Origin of the sequence: Shinella sp. AETb1-6 (assembly GCF_009826875.1) — a bacterium.
Lineage (GTDB): Bacteria > Pseudomonadota > Alphaproteobacteria > Rhizobiales > Rhizobiaceae > Shinella > Shinella sumterensis.
In genome coordinates, this window is sequence record NZ_WUMM01000004.1 from 360,398 (window position 1) to 376,684 (window position 16,287).

18 protein-coding genes are annotated in these 16,287 nt (G+C 65.8%); 12 read left to right on the forward strand and 6 right to left on the reverse strand.

Going from position 1 to position 16,287, the window contains the following annotated elements:
- Positions 1-39: 39 nt before the first annotated feature.
- The 3 genes from GR158_RS09500 (at position 40) to GR158_RS09510 (ending at position 1,960) form a co-directional block, all read left to right on the forward strand.
- Positions 40-474, forward strand: coding sequence for a MucR family transcriptional regulator (locus GR158_RS09500; protein WP_134647614.1), 435 nt, complete (start codon positions 40-42; stop codon positions 472-474).
- 225 nt (positions 475-699) lie between these two features.
- Positions 700-1,164, forward strand: a complete 465-nt coding sequence (locus GR158_RS25310; protein WP_230640034.1) for a helix-turn-helix domain-containing protein — start codon at positions 700-702, stop codon at positions 1,162-1,164.
- Complete coding sequence (locus GR158_RS09510; RefSeq protein ID WP_160870882.1) at positions 1,157-1,960, forward strand: DUF6456 domain-containing protein; 804 nt, start codon at positions 1,157-1,159, stop codon at positions 1,958-1,960. The genes GR158_RS25310 and GR158_RS09510 overlap by 8 nt, the downstream gene beginning before the upstream one ends.
- A 33-nt stretch (positions 1,961-1,993) precedes the next feature.
- Here the strand turns inward: GR158_RS09510 and GR158_RS09515 are convergent, their stop codons facing one another.
- A complete protein-coding gene (locus GR158_RS09515; RefSeq protein ID WP_134647610.1) occupies positions 1,994-2,413 on the reverse strand; it encodes a SufE family protein in 420 nt (139 codons plus the stop codon).
- 165 nt (positions 2,414-2,578) lie between these two features.
- The gene (locus GR158_RS09520) at positions 2,579-2,998 is read right to left on the reverse strand and encodes a DUF5330 domain-containing protein (protein WP_160870883.1); all 420 of its coding nucleotides are present in this window, start codon (positions 2,996-2,998) and stop codon (positions 2,579-2,581) included.
- 483 nt (positions 2,999-3,481) lie between these two features.
- Between GR158_RS09520 and GR158_RS09525 the strand changes: the two genes are divergently transcribed.
- From GR158_RS09525 to GR158_RS25510, 5 genes are all read left to right on the forward strand, one after another.
- On the forward strand, positions 3,482-5,029 hold the full coding sequence (locus GR158_RS09525) for a HAMP domain-containing sensor histidine kinase (RefSeq protein WP_134647606.1): 1,548 nt from the start codon (positions 3,482-3,484) through the stop codon (positions 5,027-5,029).
- Positions 5,001-5,720 carry a peptidoglycan-binding domain-containing protein gene (locus tag GR158_RS09530; RefSeq protein ID WP_160870884.1) on the forward strand — a complete coding sequence of 240 codons (720 nt, stop codon included), beginning with the start codon at positions 5,001-5,003 and terminating at the stop codon, positions 5,718-5,720. Before GR158_RS09525 ends, GR158_RS09530 begins: the two co-directional genes overlap by 29 nt.
- Positions 5,721-5,836: 116 nt before the next feature.
- A complete protein-coding gene (locus tag GR158_RS09535) occupies positions 5,837-7,279 on the forward strand; it encodes a methyl-accepting chemotaxis protein (protein ID WP_160870885.1) in 1,443 nt (480 codons plus the stop codon).
- 77 nt (positions 7,280-7,356) lie between these two features.
- On the forward strand, positions 7,357-7,728 hold the full coding sequence (locus tag GR158_RS09540; RefSeq protein WP_160870886.1) for a DUF1491 family protein: 372 nt from the start codon (positions 7,357-7,359) through the stop codon (positions 7,726-7,728).
- A gap of 95 nt (positions 7,729-7,823) precedes the next feature.
- On the forward strand, positions 7,824-7,955 hold the full coding sequence (locus GR158_RS25510) for a hypothetical protein (RefSeq protein WP_256365807.1): 132 nt from the start codon (positions 7,824-7,826) through the stop codon (positions 7,953-7,955).
- 7 nt (positions 7,956-7,962) lie between these two features.
- On the opposite strand, the gene GR158_RS09545 is transcribed toward GR158_RS25510, so the two are convergent.
- Positions 7,963-8,964 (reverse strand): hypothetical protein, encoded by a 1,002-nt coding sequence (locus tag GR158_RS09545; RefSeq protein ID WP_160870887.1) that lies wholly within the window; start codon positions 8,962-8,964, stop codon positions 7,963-7,965.
- A gap of 385 nt (positions 8,965-9,349) precedes the next feature.
- On the opposite strand from GR158_RS09545, the gene GR158_RS09550 reads away from it, so the two are divergent.
- From GR158_RS09550 to GR158_RS25100, 3 genes are all read left to right on the forward strand, one after another.
- On the forward strand, positions 9,350-11,050 hold the full coding sequence (locus tag GR158_RS09550; RefSeq protein WP_160870888.1) for a caspase family protein: 1,701 nt from the start codon (positions 9,350-9,352) through the stop codon (positions 11,048-11,050).
- A gap of 99 nt (positions 11,051-11,149) precedes the next feature.
- The gene (locus GR158_RS09555) at positions 11,150-11,524 is read left to right on the forward strand and encodes a DUF4260 domain-containing protein (protein WP_134647597.1); all 375 of its coding nucleotides are present in this window, start codon (positions 11,150-11,152) and stop codon (positions 11,522-11,524) included.
- Between the two features lie 384 nt (positions 11,525-11,908).
- Entirely contained in the window at positions 11,909-12,097 is a 189-nt protein-coding gene (locus GR158_RS25100) for a hypothetical protein (RefSeq protein ID WP_134647594.1), read from the forward strand.
- A 49-nt stretch (positions 12,098-12,146) separates the two neighbouring features.
- Here the strand turns inward: GR158_RS25100 and GR158_RS09560 are convergent, their stop codons facing one another.
- From GR158_RS09560 to GR158_RS09570, 3 genes are read right to left on the reverse strand one after another with little or no spacing between them, the layout of a single operon-like run.
- Positions 12,147-12,698 carry a DUF1254 domain-containing protein gene (locus GR158_RS09560; protein ID WP_134647592.1) on the reverse strand — a complete coding sequence of 184 codons (552 nt, stop codon included), beginning with the start codon at positions 12,696-12,698 and terminating at the stop codon, positions 12,147-12,149.
- Entirely contained in the window at positions 12,691-13,284 is a 594-nt protein-coding gene (locus GR158_RS09565; protein ID WP_134647591.1) for a DUF1214 domain-containing protein, read from the reverse strand. Before GR158_RS09565 ends, GR158_RS09560 begins: the two co-directional genes overlap by 8 nt.
- Before the next feature lie 29 nt (positions 13,285-13,313).
- On the reverse strand, positions 13,314-15,497 hold the full coding sequence (locus tag GR158_RS09570) for a PBP1A family penicillin-binding protein (protein ID WP_160870889.1): 2,184 nt from the start codon (positions 15,495-15,497) through the stop codon (positions 13,314-13,316).
- Between the two features lie 175 nt (positions 15,498-15,672).
- On the opposite strand from GR158_RS09570, the gene GR158_RS09575 reads away from it, so the two are divergent.
- A complete protein-coding gene (locus GR158_RS09575) occupies positions 15,673-16,158 on the forward strand; it encodes a YcgN family cysteine cluster protein (protein WP_230640035.1) in 486 nt (161 codons plus the stop codon).
- Positions 16,159-16,287 lie beyond the last annotated feature (129 nt).

Sequence of the window (16,287 nt, forward strand, 5' to 3'; positions counted from 1 at the left end):
AGAGACTATCGGCTTGCGCGCGTGCGACAGGAGAAAGACATGACTGATAATACCCTTGCTTCCGGCTCCACTCTGCTCGTTGAACTGACCGCCGACATCGTGGCCGCCTATGTCGGCAACCACGTCGTGCCGGTTTCCGAACTGTCGGGCCTCATCGCCGATGTGCATTCCGCGCTGAACAACACGACGCAGCCTGCCGCTGCCGTCGAGGCGCCGGTTGTCGCCGAAAAGCCGAAGCCGCCGGTCCCGGTGAAGAAGTCCGTGCAGAACGACTACATCATCTGCCTGGAAGACGGCCAGAAGTTCAAGTCGCTCAAGCGCCACCTGATGACCCACCACGGCATGACGCCCGAGGAATACCGCGAGAAGTGGGACCTGCCGGCCGATTATCCGATGGTCGCACCCGCCTATGCGGAAGCCCGTTCGCGCCTCGCCAAGGAAATGGGCCTTGGCCAGCGCCGCAAGGGCAAGTAAGCGCCGCATCGTCGTCGCAGGGATTGAAGGGCCGGCGTCTTTGGGGACGCCGGCCTTTTTCATGCCGCAAAGGGAAGGGTTAATAAGGAATAAAAGCCTACATGCGGGGATGAATTTCAAAAAAATGTTAAGGTTTTCAATGGATGGTTGCATTAAAGCGCTTCATTCGTCCCCGTTTGCGCTCTAGGGTGTATGAATAAATTCCTATCAACGGAGTGGCTCTTCATGCATCAGTTTCTTGTCCAGCACGCCCGCCCGCCCTGCCGGCCCGTTTGCGCCGAGGCCGCGCCGGAAACCAAGAGCGCCGGACGGCTGGGCCGCCCGGCGCCAGGCCGCGCCATGGATGGTCCGGACGGGCCTATCGTGCCGCCCGACATCGCCTGCCGAATCGTCCGCCACCTCGTGCTGGAAATGACGGCGCTGGCGAGCGACCGCCCGCTGTGGCGCCGCGACGGGCGCCGTTCCACCAGCCATGTGCGCCAGGTCGCCATGTATATATGCCATGTGGTGCTGAGCCTGCCGCTTGCGGAGATCGGCGCGGCCTTCGGGCGCGACCGTACCACGGTCGGCCACGCCTGCCACAGGGTGGAGGATCGCCGCGACGACGCCTCTTTCGACGCCTTCGTCGCGTCGATCGAACGCGCCGTGCTGGCCGTCTTCGGTCCTTCGGGGATCGGCAGCCATGCGTGAGGCGGCAATCGGGAAGGACGATGCGGCGCTCGCAAGGCTCCTGCGGTTCGTGCTCGCCGCAAGGGTGGCGACGCTCGGCGATGACGGCAGCCTGACGGACAGGGACGGGCGTACGATGCCCGCGACACCTGCGGTTCTCGCCCGGGCGCTGCGCGACGGCCTGCTCCGGCAGGAGGCGAGCCGGCTTGAGGCGACGCCCGAGGCGCGGGCCTATCTGAAGCGGCGGCTCGCCACCGCCGAAACGCCTTTCGCCGGCCAGCACCGCGACCTCGCGGGCGTGACGGTGGTGCGGGACGGTGCGCGCGCGATGGCGGTGATGAACCGGCTGGAATCGCCGTTGTCAGGCATCGCACGGCTGAAGGAGAAATCCGGCGAGGCCTATCTGCCGGAAAGCGCGATTGCCGCCGGCGAGCGCCTGCATGCGGATTTCACCCGCGGCGGCCTGCAGCCGCGCATGACCATGTCCTGGGAGCCGCGCATCGCCAGCCGCCAGAAGGGTGAGGCGGGTGCGGCCCGTGAGATCAGCGACACGGCGCTGGCGGCACGCCTGCGCGTCGCCCGTGCCGTGGAGGCCATCGGCCCGGAACTGTCGGGCGTGGCGCTGGATGTCTGCTGCTTCATGAAGGGGCTGGAAACGGTGGAGCGCGAACGGCAATGGCCGGCCCGCTCCGCCAAGCTGATGCTGCGCGCCGCGCTCATGGCGCTCGCCCGCCACTACGCCCCGCCGCCGCCTGCCGGAGGGCCGCGTGCGCATCGATGGGGAGCGGAGGGCTATCGGCCGGAACTGGGGCGGTGAGTGTGGGATGAGGGGCCTTGCGGCGGCGAGCGCTTACGCCGCGGCCTTCATCGCGGCTTCCTCGCGGATGCGCTTGACCATGGAGCGCAGGCCGTTGGCGCGCTGGGAGGAGAGGTGTTCGACGAGGCCGATCTCGTTGAATGTGTCGATGGCGTCGAGTGCGGCGATCTCGGAGGCCCGCTTGCCGGAATAGATGGCGAGCACGATGGCGACGAGGCCGCGCACGATATGCGCATCCGAATCGCCCTCGAAGGTCATGACCGGGTCTGCGCCGCCGGCGCTGTGGCTGACGAGCCAGACCTGGCTGGCGCAGCCCTGCACCTTGTTGGCCGCCGTGCGCTTGTCTTCCGCCAGATCCGGCAGCGCCTTGCCGAGCTCGATGACATAGCGGTAGCGGTCCTCCCACTCGTCGAGAAAGGCGAAGTCGTCGATGATCTGCGTAAGCTCTGCCATGGTCCGTCCATTCCGCTGTTCGCCTTCATATAGGCGAGGGCACGGGCGATTTGAACCGAAAACCGCCTGCTCGGGACGCATGAAAAAAGGAAACGCCGCAGGGAACGGGTCCGTGCGGCGGTTGCAATGCAACGAGTCAGGCAGGCAGTAAAAGGTGAAAGAGGCTCAGCTCTTGCGATCGGGACGACGGGTCGGGATGGCGACGGTGCCGGTGATGACCTCGTCCTCGGCATTGATGGTGGCGACGGCCGGAAGCGGCTGGTTCAGCGCTTCCTTCTTCGAATGGGCGGTCTGGGTGGCCTCGTCTTCGGCGAACTGGGTGTCGAGGAACTGGTAGGCGATGCGCGCACCCTCGCGGGCCCGGTGGCCGAGTGCGACGAAGGTTTCGCTGCCCTTCTCGCAGACGTCGGGTTTTTCCAGGCACAGCGCCGTCAGGTAGTGAACGGCTTCCGTGGCGGCGGTGAAGGTATCGCCGATCTGCACGGTCGGGCCGTTTTCCAGCTTCGACGCCGATTCAGGGCTCAGGAACGGGAGCAGGACCAGAACCAGTGAGAACCAGAACGTTCCCTTGATCAGAAACCACATCGCTTGCCATCCTCGTTAGGGCCTCGGCTCTTTGCGGCCTTCGGCTTGATTGGTCCTTGGCGAACCGTTGATGCGAGAATAGGGCCCGGAAGGAAATTCCCCTTTGCAAGAATCATTCGGGTTTTGCCCAGTTTTGATTAAAATTCGAACGAATCCGACCTTCCCGGGCATTTGAGGCAGATTTTAGCATTCCCCGTTAAGGATGATGGCGTCGTCCACAGCCGCGAGCCCCCGGAATGCCCGAGGACGCCATGGGACCGCTTTGCCCCAGAAGTTAATATGAACAGAAAAATGCCGCAAAATGAGGCGCTTACGCCCCGTTAACCACGCCGGACGAATGGCCGTTGGATTGCCCCGAAATGGGATTTTTCGGCCTTTTTCGCCCCCTTCCGGGCCCCTGCGTTTATTGTTTCCTTAAGTCGCCGGTGCGATTTTGGGCTCACATAAAAAATACATGAACGGCAGGGTTTTGCGTTGCGCCACATGAACAACATCGCTGACAGAATGGCCGCCCGTCTGGGCGCCGTTGCCGGCGTTGCTGGTGCCGATACTGCTGATACGCGCCCCTCTGCCGCGTTGCGCGCGACCACGCTTGCCCTTCTGGCCGCCGTGCCCGGCCTGCCGCTGGTGCTGTCCGCCGTCATGCCCGCCTCCGCGGCGCTCCCGGCCGGCGTGGCGCTTGCCGGCGCCGGCGCGCTTTTGGCGACGGCCGCAAACGCCGTGCGCAAGCCCGCGCCCGCACCCGTGCGCAGCTTCTCCGAAGAACTGGCCGTCACGGCGCCGGAAGCCGTCTCGCCCTACGATCTCTTCGCCGGCCTGGTGACTTTGCACGATGCGCGCGGTTTCGTGACCGCCGTGCACGGCCGCGACAAGGCCGACGTGCTTTCCTGGATGCGCGACCCCATCGGCCGCGGCTATCTCGACCAGATCCATGTGTCCGACCGGATCGGCTTCCTCGCCGCGATCGACCGCCTGCGCCAGGGCGCCACGCGCGAGACCGTCGATATCCGCATCGACCGGCCGAGCCTCGGCGCCGATGCCGAGCAGTTCATGCATATGCGCGTGGAAATGACGGCGCTTGCCGGCCCTGACGGCGCGCTGATGGCCGTCGTCGCCCAGTCGCACGACATTTCCGCCGAGGCCCGGCTGAAGGGCGAGAACGTGCGCCGCGCCGCCGACGCCGAATCGGCCAACGACGCCAAGACCCGCTTCCTTGCGGCCGTCAGCCACGAGCTGCGCACGCCGCTCAACGCCATTCTCGGCTTCTCCGACGTGCTGTCGGGCGAGTATTTCGGCAAGCTGGAAAACGATCGCCAGCGGGAATATGTCGCGCTCATCCATCAGTCAGGTTCGCACCTGCTGTCGGTGGTCAACACCATGCTGGATGTCTCCAAGATCGAGGCGGGCCGCTACGAGCTTCTGACGGAGCCGTTCGTCGTCGCCGACAGCGTGAAGGCCTGCGAGCAGATGCTCGGCCTCCAGGCGCGCGACAAGGGGATCCAGCTGACGAGCCGCGTGCCGCGCGCCGTCGGCGAGGCCGTGGCCGACCAGCGGGCGATCCAGCAGATTCTCATCAATCTCGTCGGCAACGCCATCAAGTTCACCGACCGCGGCGGCATCGTCACCATCGATGCGGCGCGCGAGGGCAAGGACCTGCTGCTCATCGTCAGCGACACCGGCATCGGCATTCCCGCCGACAAGCTGGCGCTGATCGGCCAGCCCTTCATGCAGGTCCAGAACGAATATACGCGCAAATACGAAGGCACCGGGCTCGGCCTGTCGCTGGTCAAGGGGCTCGTCGCCCTGCATGGCGGCAGCCTGACGATCCAGAGCCAGCCGGGCGAGGGCACCGTCATCACCGTCCGCATCGCGGCGGACGGTTCGGGCGTCGTGAACGACGCGAGCGGCCGGGCGGCATCGTCCACCGTCGATTTCCCGCCCCGCCTTGCGAGCGACAAAGAGACCGTTTACGAGCCGTCGAACGATGGCAAGGACACGCAAGATGAACGCGCACGTCAGAAGACAGCCTGAGCGGGGGCCGAAGGGCCAGGCCCGCAAGGGCCGGTCCGGCGGACGCAACCAGCCGCAGCGCCGGCCGAATGTCGCGATCACCGCGCTTTCGGCGCTGGGCGGCCTTATCGCGCGCTATCCCGGCACCGTGGGCGGCACCGCCGCCTTCGTCGTCGTCTTCTCCTTCGTGGCGGCCAATGCGCTGTGGTATCAGCCGGGCGGCCATCCGTCGCCGTTCCTGAAAACCCGGTCCGCCGACAATTCGCTGGGCTTCACCGCCACGCAGCCGGAGCCGAAGGACGTCACGACCTTCGTCATCGAGCGCGAGGGGGAGGAGGGCGACCAGCCCGAAGTGACCGACGTCACACCCGCCGAGCGCCCCTTCGACGAGGTCGCCGCACTGGTGGAGAAGAGCGCCGCCGAGGTGCCTGTCGCCAAGGAAGAGGCCGATCCGGTCGCCGCCGCCATCCTGCGCGCCGAGGCCGATCCGGGCGTGACCTCGGCGGTGGCCAAGCCCGTTCCGAGCGAGCTCGTGATGCAGATCCAGAAGGGTCTGAGCAACATCGCCTATGCCGACATCGCCGTGGACGGGCTGATCGGCGAGAAGACGCGCACCGCCATCCGCCATTTCGAGAAGCATTACCGGCTGCCGGTCACGGGCGAGCCCAACGAGCAGGTTCTTGCCAAGCTCAAGGATATCGGCGCGCTGTAAGGGAGGCTTAGACGAAAGTCTTAAGCCTACAACGTGCCGCTACGTCAGGTTGTCTTAAAGGAAGCGTTAACCCTGTCCCCGGATGATTGCGCGATCATCGGGAGGATCGACGAGCCATGTCCAACGCCGCCTTGCGCGAGGAGACGCAGGTCTTCGAAGAGGAAACGCCGGCAGACGCCGCCGCGCTGCGCCGGGTCATCGGCTCGCTGGCGGGGGAGGCGTCGGACCTCGGCATGCATCTCGTCGATATCGCCGGCTCGATCCAGGACACCGCCGCGCAAACGCGCGAGCATGCCGTCCTCTTCACCCGCCTCAACCAGTCGGCGACCGCGATTGCCGGCACCAACGGCGATATCGCCCGCGCGCTCGGCGAGACGGACGCGCTCGCCGGCAGCGCGCGCAAGGTGCTGGGCGAGCAGGCGGTGCAGCTCGACGGCTCGATTGCCGCCATCGACCACATGGTCACGGCCTCCCACGAGATCGGCACGGAAATCTCGGCCTTCGCCGGTGCGCTGGCCGATGTGGGACGGCTGGCGGACGCCATCGGCACCATCGCGCGCCAGACGAACCTGCTTGCGCTCAATGCCGCGATCGAGGCGGCGCGCGCCGGCGATGCCGGCAAGGGTTTCGCCGTGGTGGCGGCCGAGGTGCGCACGCTGTCGCTCCAGACCTCCGAGACCACCGCATCGATCCAGAAGACCTTGCAGGCCTTGCGCGCGCGCATCGACAAGCTGGAGGCGGCGGGCGAGGAGGCGCGTATTTCCGCCGAGGATGTGAAGACCACGGCCGCCGAGGTGCAGGGATCGTTCTCGGATGTCGAGCAGGTCATGTCGAAGATCCTCGACAGCGCCTCCTCGCTGGCCGCGACCGCCGGCGCGGTGGACCGGGAATGCAGCGAGTTCGCGCGCGCCATCGGCGCGGCCTCCACGGATATCATCCGCACCAACGAGGTCCTGCAGGGCGCGTCCGCCAAGGTGGGCGAGGTGGTGACGATTTCCGAACGCATCATCCAGGCGACGGCGCGGGCGGGCATCGATACGCCCGACAGCCCCTATATCCGCCTCGTGCAGCAGCTGGCCGAAGACGTATCCGGCCGCTTCACCGCGGCGGTGCGGCAGGGCGAGATCGGCCTTGCGGCGCTGTTCGACCGCCACTACCGGCCGATCCCCGGCACCGACCCGGTGCAGATGATGACCGCCTTCACGGACTTCACCGACCGGGTGCTGCCGGCGATCCAGGAGCCGGTGGTGGCCGGTGATACGCGCGTCGCCTTCTGCGCGGCGGTGGACGAGAACGGCTACCTGCCGACCCACAACCGCGCCTTCTCCGCGCCGCAGCGGCCGGACGATCCGGCCTGGAACACCGCCAACTGCCGCAACCGGCGCATCTTCAACGACCGCGTCGGCCTGTCCGCCGGCCGCAACACCGAGCCCTTCCTGGTCCAGACCTATCGCCGCGACATGGGCGGCGGGCAATATGTGCTGATGAAGGACATTTCCGCCCCCATCACCGTCGACGGCCGCCACTGGGGCGGCCTGCGGCTGGCGATCCGGGTGTAGGAGGGCGGCGGCTAAGGGCGGTGAAGGTTGCGCCGGGGCGGCTTGCTCCGATACACCACGCCGTGTATGCCGCCGTGATGCGCGTTCGTACCGACATCTTCGTTTCCGCCCTGATGCGCCGGGTCTTCGCGCGCGGCGATTTTGCGGCCGTGGAGGTGAAGGGCGCGGAGGCGGCGGGGGCGGTCTTCGTGCGGCAGATGTTCCGCGACGGCACCGAGAGCCTGCATGCCCCGGCCCCGCAAAGCGTCTTCGACAGCGAGGAAAGCGACACGCGCCTGTTCGAGACGCGGCTGGAGCGTGTGGCGGGGGAAACGGTTGCCGAGGCGATCGGCCGGGAGCGGCGCTTCGACAGCGATCTGTGGGTCGTGTCCGTCGAGACCGACGATCTCGCGGGCCTGATCGATTTCGCGGAAGACAAGCCGAAGGACGATGGCTTTTTCCGGCGCTAGGCTGGACCTGTTCCAAAGGAAACAGCGGCGAACCGGCCGCCATGGGAAAACGGGGTCACGCCGGCACGGGCCGGCGCTTCACCCTGGAGGTCCCCATGTTCATCGTGCTGCCCGCGCTTGCGCTGCTGATTTCGGGAATGTTCGTCGTGACGATGGTTGCCGCGCTGTCGGCCGGGCGGGATGACGCAGCGGCAATTCGCGCACCGGCAAAGCGCCGGTTCTTCTGAGAAGCTGTCAAACGGCGGCGCGTTGCCGTCTCGTCTGAGAGGATTTGCCGTGGTTATCCAGCCCCTTCGCCTGCATGTCATCGGCCATGCTATCGGCCCTGTCATCGGCATTGGCCGCCGCCGGAAGGCTGTCGCCATTCGTGTAGCTGTCCGCCCGCTGCCAGCTTTCGATGCGTCGCACCGCCTCGGCGGCATCTAGCGCGGCAAGCAGGGTTTCGGCCCCGCCGTCGGCCAGGTGCGGGTAGATCGTCGACAGGACGTACAGGCTGTCGGCCTCCGGCACGCGAAGCGCCAGCAACGTTTCGGCAAGCTGCCGGCCCGAAACGTCGAGCAGGATGCGCTCGGACAGCCACTGGCTGGACGACAGCGCGTCGGCGAGCGTCACGGCGATCATGCCGATATCGCCGGTGCGGGCGAAGCGCACGAACAGCGACTGGTGCATCTCGGTTGCGGGAAACAGGCGGATCGGCACTTCGACGGCGGGTGTCGCGGCGCGCACGAGGGCGCGCAGCTCGTCGCGCATCCTCTCTTCGCGGTCGAGCCGCGCGGCTTCGCGCAATGCGGCGTCGCGGTCCTCGCCCGTGCGGCGGCTGGCATGGTCCTGGTGGGTGCCGACCAGCGCCTCGATGATGGCCGGCGAAAGATCGTCGCGCCGCCCGATGGCGCGCGCATGTTCGGGGCCGGCAATGCGCAGGATCTGCTTGAGCGTCGCATCCGTGAGCGTCTTTGCGCCCATGAGGAAGATCGCGGCGATGGCGATCGGCTGGCGGGCGATGAAGAGGGCGGTTTCCTCGGGGATCTGCGGGCAGCGCGACAACGCCGCGACCGCCTGTCGCCGGGCCTCCTCGGACGAGGCCATGTAAAGCGGCTCGAAAAGCTCACCGAACTGGCGCAGGTCCGACTTGGAGGGAAAGCGCAGGCTCTCGAAGCTGGAGACCGTGGCCATCAGCACGATGTCCTTCGGCCGCCCCGCCTGCGGTCTCTCCAGTTCGCGAAACCTGTCCGCCACGAAACACCTGTCATCCCCGGACCGGCCGCCCCTGGCCGATCATCCGTCATTCCCGAAAACCGAAGGAAAGGCGTCTGTCTGTTGCCGCGATGTGCATTTGGCGCAATCGTTTGAAAAACAATAGACTTTCCGAAAATCACTTTCCTGCGAACGACATACGCCGCTCCCGCCTACTGTAGGTCCTTCATGATTAACGGACGGTAAAGGCACCGCCCTTGCCTGTGCACAATCGGGGCGGAAGGCATGGCAACCGGGCCTGGCGCTGACAGCCGGAGCGCGTCTTGAAAACACAATTGCAATCGCCCGCGATAAGCGGAAAATGCCATCACACCGGCTGGAGGGCTCCATCGTGTTTCGCGCTATACTGGTCAGCATTTTCTTGCTCGTGGCAGGAACCGCCACCGCGCAAACCAAGGTGGCGTTGCTGATTGCCAATGCGAACTACACCGCCGTCACCGCCCTGAAGAATCCGCCCAACGACATCGCCATCCTGCGCGGGACGCTGGAAGCGGCGGGCTTCGACGTCAGCCTTCTGGAAAACGCCACACGTGCGGAGATGTCGGCAGCGCTCGGGGCCTTCGAGGAAAAGGTGGAGAACGCCGATATCGGCATGGTCTACTATTCCGGCCATGGCATCGAGGTGAACGGCGAGAACTTCCTCATCCCCGTCGATGCCGCGTTGCGGTCGGACCGGGACATCAAATACGAGGCGATCGTCTTGAGCGACGTCATCGCGACGCTCTCGAAAGCGCGCGCCTTCAAGCTGGTTCTTCTCGATGCGTGCCGGGACAATCCCTTTCTGCGCACCATGAAACACGGCTTGACCAAGGGCGTCCCGACACGCGGCCTGGCGCGCGTGGATTCATCCGAAAGCAATCTGCTCATCGGTTATGCCACGGCGCCCGGCGATGTCGCGACGGACGGCGACGGCGCCACCAGTCCCTACGCACAGGCCCTTGCGCGCCATATCGCCACGCCCGGACTGGAAATCGAGGCGGCGCTGCGCGCGGTCGCCAAGGAGGTTTTCGAGGCAACCGGCGGCAAGCAGCGGCCCTTTAAGACGGGTTCGCTGTTCGACACGGTCATGCTCGGGCCAGACGGCACGGCCCCTGTCGTGCTGCAGACTGAGGATGCGTGCCGGGACGCGGCCACCCACTGGGCGGGCATCAGCGCGACGACGGACCGCGCCCTGTTCGAAGAGCATCTCCGGAATTTTCCCAACTGTGCCTTCGCCTCGCTCGCCCGCATGCGGCTGGCTTCGTTGAGCGTTGATCAGGGCGCGGGGCAGGCGACCATCGCCATCCCCGCCGCGCCGGTCCATGAGAGCGAGGATAACGTCCCGCAAACGGAATGCGATCTCCTCGCATCCGCGCCCGACGACAAGATGAAGATCGCCGCCCTGGCGGGCGTGGCCTTCACGGCGATCCCGACGGACCGGGCGGTGGAGGCGTGCCGCGTCGCCGTGGATCAGTATCCGCGAACGGCGAGGCTCTGGTATCAGCTCGGCAGAAGCCTGCACAAAGCGGGCGACTACGCCAAGGCGTCGGAAGCCTACATCGTTGCCGGCAACTATGGCAGCGCCGCCGCGATGAACGGCCTCGGGCGGCTTCTGTCGCTTCTGGCGCGCGAGGGCAGGACGGACGAGTTCGCGCCGGTTCTCGCCTGGTATCAGGACCATGTCGCGAAGGATCAGGCGGCGACGGCGGTGGAACTGGCAGGCGCTTTCGAGGAAAAGGCGCAACTGAGGCGGGCCTTCGATATGTATACCGTTGCCGCCAGGTTCGATGAGCCGAACGCGCTGTACAAGTTGAGCTGGCTTGCCGACCGCGGTGCGCTCGGGCCGCGTGATCCGACCCTGGCTGCCACCTACATGGTGCGGGCCTTGAAGAGCGGATTGCTGACCTCTTTCCAGTCCGATGTCTGGTATGGATCGCCCCGCATTGCCGAGGAAAGCGCGTGGTCCTACGAGTTTCGCGTCGCCCTGCAGAAGGAAATGACGTCTGCCGGTGTGTACAGCGGCAAGATCGACGGCCGGCTTGGCCCGTCCACGGTCAAGGCCGTGGAGCGGCTGCGCAAGAAGCTGTGACGGCATCGCCATCGCGGAAACGCTAAAATTTACAAGGCCCTGCAGAGCGCCTATAAGGGGCCCGGCCTATTCGACAGGCCTTGCCCAAGGCAGGAACCCATGCGCAAGCCGCTCTCGGATGCGTTCATCATACTTCTGCGTCTCGAGGGGCTGGCGGTCGCGGCGGTCATGATCGCCGCCTACTTCAAGCTTCATGACGGGTGGGGACTGCTGGCACTTCTCATTCTGGCGCCGGACCTTTCCATGGCGGGCTATGCCTTCGGTCCCAAGGTGGGGGCCGTGAGCTACAATATCGTGCACAGCTACATCTTCGCCGCAGGCATCGCGGCGCTCGGCTTCATCTGGCCGGTTCTGTTTCCCGTCGCCTGCATATGGAGCGCTCATATCGGGCTGGACCGCGCGCTCGGCTATGGCTTGAAGTCTGTCACGGCTTTCAACGAGACCCATCTCGGCCCCATTGGCCGCCGCCGCTGAATGCGCCTGTCACCGCGGTAACAGCCGTCACGCCGAGATCACGCGAGTATTAATAGCCTGTTAACCAGACTGTCGTTAGTTTTGAGGACGTGGTTCGGCTCGTCTCCCGCACGGGGTGTGGTAGGCTCCGGCCATGGTGGTGGTCCCCGTACCGCCGTCAATGGGAAAGGTGCGATGTTCCGGTTTCCGGTCGGTCGCCAGACACATTCCCGTGATGGGAAAACTTCTGGTCCCGTATCGCCGTTTTCTACCCGTATGCGACAGGCTCGACAGCAGGCTCACGTCGCATCCGGAGGACGGACCGGATGCACCGGCTCGCAAAAACGGGCAGGGTGAGATTTGTAGAGTACTTCATCCGTCTCGATTCTTCTTTTGGAGGCGAGAATGGCAGACGTGGTACGATTGACGGATTGGATGGGACGCACGCCGAGGCGCGATGACGTCCGTCCGGCGGAACCGGCACAGGTTCTTCTCTTCACGGGTGTGCGCTACGAGCGCCTTGCCCCCGTTTTGCCCGCACCGCGCGGCAAGACGGCAAAACACGGCGGCCCCGACACGGCCCGCCGCACCTAGAGCGCGTCACGCGCCCCGGGCCGGATACGTGCGCCAGACGCGCGCGTTCCTAGCGGTCGGCCGTGAACGGCTCGCAGCTTGCGCCCGCCAGAAAGGCGGCGGCCTCTTCCTGACGGCTGCGGCTCGGCACGAATGTGCGCAGCACCGCATAGCCTTCCTCCCCCCGCATTTCGACAAGGATCGACTGTTCCAGCTCTTGCGGCACCGCCTTGCGGATCGCGATCAACTGGACGGGTGTCGCGACCAGCGTATCGAGCGCGCCGCCGACGGACGTGCGGTCGTTCATGCTGAACACCTCGTTGGAGGCGCTGTCATAGACGGCGAGCGACCAGAACGGCACGTCGCCTTCCGCGAAGAGACGGACGGGACCGTTCTCCACCGAAAAGGCGCAGACGGCCGTCAGCATCGCCGGGTCGTCGTTGATCGGCAGCAGCGTCTGTCCGCTGCTGGCCAACGGGAAGAAGCGGTTGGGTTCGTCGAAGGCCTGGACGCGCGTATAGGCGTCGCGTCCGGTGAAGTTCGGCAGCGACAGGATGATGACGATATGCAGCAGGGCGGCGCCGACCAGCCCGACCACGATGGCGTAGAAAAAGCTACGCATCCGCGCAGTCCAGCCGGTTGATGGCGGGCATGGAAAGGTCGATCACCCCGGAACTGCCGGCGGTGGGCGTGTCGAGCAGCGTCATGACGAGAAGGAAGGGCGCGCGCCCTTCCGGAATGGCCAGCCAGTTGCCCGCAGACGCCGAGGACGAGATGCGGATGGAAAAGGCGCTGTCGGCACCGCGCAGTACCGACCAGGCGTTGACGCCGGTCGGCAGGCCATTGCCGGTGCCTTCGAGCGGGTTGCCCGCGCTGTCGGCGGCATGCAGCGTCCACAGCCGCGCCGGCGGCGTCAGGCCCGCGATCTCGTAGCGGCAGTTTTCCACCAGCGTGCGCTTTTCGCTGTCGCGGGCGGCGGTGAAGGTCAGGCCCTCGGCGCTGCCCAGCAGGAGCTTGCCGTCACGCGCGCGGTGCGCCTTGGCATAGGGATCAGCGTCGATCGTCTGGGCATTGGGAAAGGCCGTCCACGGTCCGAGCGCGATGGCGCCGAAGCCGACCGTCGCGCGCAGCGCGTAGATCGAGCTCAGGATGCCGAACCCGAAGGCGACGGCGAGCGCTGTGGCGATGACGAGGGGTGTGCGGAACAAGACGATCGACCGTTGGAATCAGCTGCGGGTTACTCTGTCCGGTTCGCTCTAGGCAGGTCAAGCGCATCGTCCAGCGCGGCCACGCGGCCATCCGGCTTGAGGGGCTTGGCCTCGTCGAACTGGCGGGCGACGTCTTTCAGGAGTTTCGTGACATCCGTGGACAGCGAGCGCGGGCGCACGAGGGCGGGCAGGGCGCTCTCATCGGGATTGGTCTGCGCGACCTCCGTGGCCTTCTTGCCATCCGGCAGCGGGTTTTCGATGCCGGGAATGGGACGAAGCTCGATACCCTGGTGGGCGTAATCCATCAGGCGCTTGAAGGTCATGGCGGGCAGGGAGCCGCCGGTCATGTTGTTGGTGGACGTATAGTCGTCGTTTCCAAACCACACCGCGGTCGTGTAGTTGCCGGTGAAGCCGACATACCAGGCATCGCGATAGGCCTGCGTCGTGCCCGTCTTGCCGCCCGACACGATGCCGCGGTCGAGCGCGCCGCGCCGCGCCGTGCCGCTGACGGGAATGGTGACGAAGATGCGGTTCATCGAGGACGTCGCCTGGTCGGAGAGGATTTGCCGGGCGGGCGGCTCGTCACGGGCGAAGTCGTAGAGGATGTCGCCGTCGTAATTGATGATCTGGCTGATGCCGTGGCGGCGCGCCAGCTTGCCGCCGGCCGGGAAGACGGCATAGGCCGTCGCCTGGTCGAGCACGGTAACCTCTGTCGTGCCGAGCGGCATGGTCTTGTCGGTGCGCAGCGGCGTTTCCACGCCCATTTCCTTGGCAAGCTCGGCGATGCGCTTGGTGCCGAGCTTGTCCTTGGCAAGGCGGACGGGCACGGTGTTGATCGATTTCGCCATCGCCGTCATCAGCGTGACGCGGCCGGCATAGCTGCGGCCGTAATTCTGCGGCGACCAGCCACCCCAGCTGATCGGCCCGTCGACGATGGTCGTCTCGGGCGTCATACCGGCTTCCATGGCGGCTGCATAGGTATAGGCCTTGAAGGACGAACCCGGCTGGCGCAGCGCGCGTGTCGCGCGGTTGAACTGGCTTTCGCCGTAATCGCGCCCGCCGACCATGGCGCGCACGGCCCCGCCGTTCTCCACCATGACCAGCGCGCCCTGCTTGACGCGGTAGCTGTCGCCATACTGGCGAAGGCCGCTTTCCACCGCCTCTTCGGCGGCGGCCTGCAGGCCCATATCGATGGTGGTGCGCACGACCAGCGAATGCTGGGCGAAGGGCTTTGCGATGCGCTGCACTTCGTCGAAGGCCCAGTCGAGGAAGAAATCCGGCGCCGTCTTGTCCTTGCGGTCGATGACGGTGGCGGGATTGCGCCGCGCGGCGATCACCTGTCCCTCGGTCATCAGCCCGCTCTGGACGAGATTGGTCAGAACCTCGTTGGCGCGGCCGCGTGCGGCCGGCAGGTTGACGTGCGGGGCATAGCGGGCGGGCGCCTTGAACAGGCCGGCGAGCATGGCGGATTCGGCAAGGTTCACATCCGTGATGTTCTTGCCGAAGTAGAACTGGGCTGCCGCTGCCGCGCCGAACGTGCCGCCGCCCATATAGGCGCGGTCGAGATAAAGCCGCAGGATCTCCTTCTTGGAGAGGTTGGCCTCCAGCCACAGCGACAGGAAGGCTTCCTTGATCTTGCGCTCCAGCGTGCGCTCGTTGGTGAGGAAGAGGTTCTTGGCCAGCTGCTGGGTGAGGGTGGAACCGCCCTGCACGACGCCGCCGGCGCGGGCGTTCTCGTTCATGGCGCGGGCGAGGCCGAGGAAATCGATGCCATAATGGCTGAAGAAGCGACGGTCTTCCGTCGCCAGGACCGCCTTGATGAGGTGGTCGGGCAGCTCGTCGATCGGCACCGAATCCTCGTGGATGATGCCGCGATGGCCGATTTCGTTGCCGTAGCGATCAAGGAAGGTGACGGCGAAATCGCTCTGGGCGCGCCAGTTGCCCTTGGTCTCCTCGAAAGCGGGAAGGGCGAGCGCGAGCAGCAGCACGAAGCCCGCCGTGCCGAGGTTCATACCTTCGCCGGCCAGCTCGAAAACCGCCTTCTTCCAGCCGCGCACATGGAAGCGGCGGGAGAAGATCGTGATCTCCTCCCAGATCTCGCCCAGGCGGAACCCGGCGTTCCAGACCGTGGAATCGATCCACGAATCCAGCCGCAGCAGGAAGTGCCGCTTGCGGCGGCGGGGTCGTTCGGGGGTCGGGCTGTCGTCTTCCACGTCTCTTCCCTGGTCGGAGGCGGCCGCAGCCTGCCCGCATCCGGTTAACGTCCTGTGACCACCGGCTTATTCTCGCACGATACCAGTCTTTTCCAAGGCAAAGAACGGATTTTCCGCAGGAAGGTTAGCGTGCACGCCTCTTGACCTTTGCGGCCGACGGGTTCAGGGGTCGCGCATGACCAAGCCGATGACCGAAACCCCGCAGGATCTGCCGTTCTGGAAGACCAAGACGCTCGCCGAGATGAACGACGCGGAATGGGAAAGCCTGTGCGACGGCTGCGGGCTCTGTTGCCTCAACAAGCTGGAGGACTGGGAGACCGGCGAGATCGTCTGGACCTCGATCCGCTGCACGCTGCTCGACGGCGAGAGCTGTCGCTGCTCGGACTACGAGAACCGGCAGGCGACCGTGCCGGACTGTATCCGCCTGACGGTGGAAAGCGTATCGGAAATCTCCTGGCTGCCGCCGACCTGCGGCTATCGCCTCGTGCGAGATGGCCTCGACCTCTACTGGTGGCATCCGCTGGTTTCCGGCGACCCCGACACCGTGCACCAGGCCGGCATTTCGGCACGCGGCCGCACGATCAGCGAGGACGGCATCGATATCGATGACTACGAGGATTACCTCGTGACCTGGCCGCTGGAAGTGGGCGAGAAGACGTAGCGCTGCCAGGCGCTTACGCGAAAAATCGAAATAATAGGAAAATAGTCCTTGACGGCGTGACGGTCGTTTGATAGGGTTATGGCATAGTCGGAAAGGTGCGGGCGGATGGATCGCCGGGCTTTCCGGAGG

Excerpts from the sequence above, each read along its gene's own strand:
- GR158_RS09500 (WP_134647614.1), top strand. The coding sequence starts at position 40 with ATGACTGATAATACCCTTGCTTCCGGCTCCACTCTGCTCGTTGAACTG.
- GR158_RS25310 (WP_230640034.1), top strand. The coding sequence starts at position 700 with ATGCATCAGTTTCTTGTCCAGCACGCCCGCCCGCCCTGCCGGCCCGTT.
- GR158_RS09510 (WP_160870882.1), top strand. The coding sequence starts at position 1,157 with ATGCGTGAGGCGGCAATCGGGAAGGACGATGCGGCGCTCGCAAGGCTC.
- GR158_RS09515 (WP_134647610.1), bottom strand. The coding sequence starts at position 2,413 with ATGGCAGAGCTTACGCAGATCATCGACGACTTCGCCTTTCTCGACGAG.
- GR158_RS09520 (WP_160870883.1), bottom strand. The coding sequence starts at position 2,998 with ATGTGGTTTCTGATCAAGGGAACGTTCTGGTTCTCACTGGTTCTGGTC.
- GR158_RS09525 (WP_134647606.1), top strand. The coding sequence starts at position 3,482 with ATGAACAACATCGCTGACAGAATGGCCGCCCGTCTGGGCGCCGTTGCC.
- GR158_RS09530 (WP_160870884.1), top strand. The coding sequence starts at position 5,001 with ATGAACGCGCACGTCAGAAGACAGCCTGAGCGGGGGCCGAAGGGCCAG.
- GR158_RS09535 (WP_160870885.1), top strand. The coding sequence starts at position 5,837 with ATGTCCAACGCCGCCTTGCGCGAGGAGACGCAGGTCTTCGAAGAGGAA.
- GR158_RS09540 (WP_160870886.1), top strand. The coding sequence starts at position 7,357 with ATGCGCGTTCGTACCGACATCTTCGTTTCCGCCCTGATGCGCCGGGTC.
- GR158_RS25510 (WP_256365807.1), top strand. The coding sequence starts at position 7,824 with ATGTTCATCGTGCTGCCCGCGCTTGCGCTGCTGATTTCGGGAATGTTC.
- GR158_RS09555 (WP_134647597.1), top strand. The coding sequence starts at position 11,150 with ATGCGCAAGCCGCTCTCGGATGCGTTCATCATACTTCTGCGTCTCGAG.
- GR158_RS25100 (WP_134647594.1), top strand. The coding sequence starts at position 11,909 with ATGGCAGACGTGGTACGATTGACGGATTGGATGGGACGCACGCCGAGG.
- GR158_RS09560 (WP_134647592.1), bottom strand. The coding sequence starts at position 12,698 with ATGCGTAGCTTTTTCTACGCCATCGTGGTCGGGCTGGTCGGCGCCGCC.
- GR158_RS09575 (WP_230640035.1), top strand. The coding sequence starts at position 15,673 with ATGACCAAGCCGATGACCGAAACCCCGCAGGATCTGCCGTTCTGGAAG.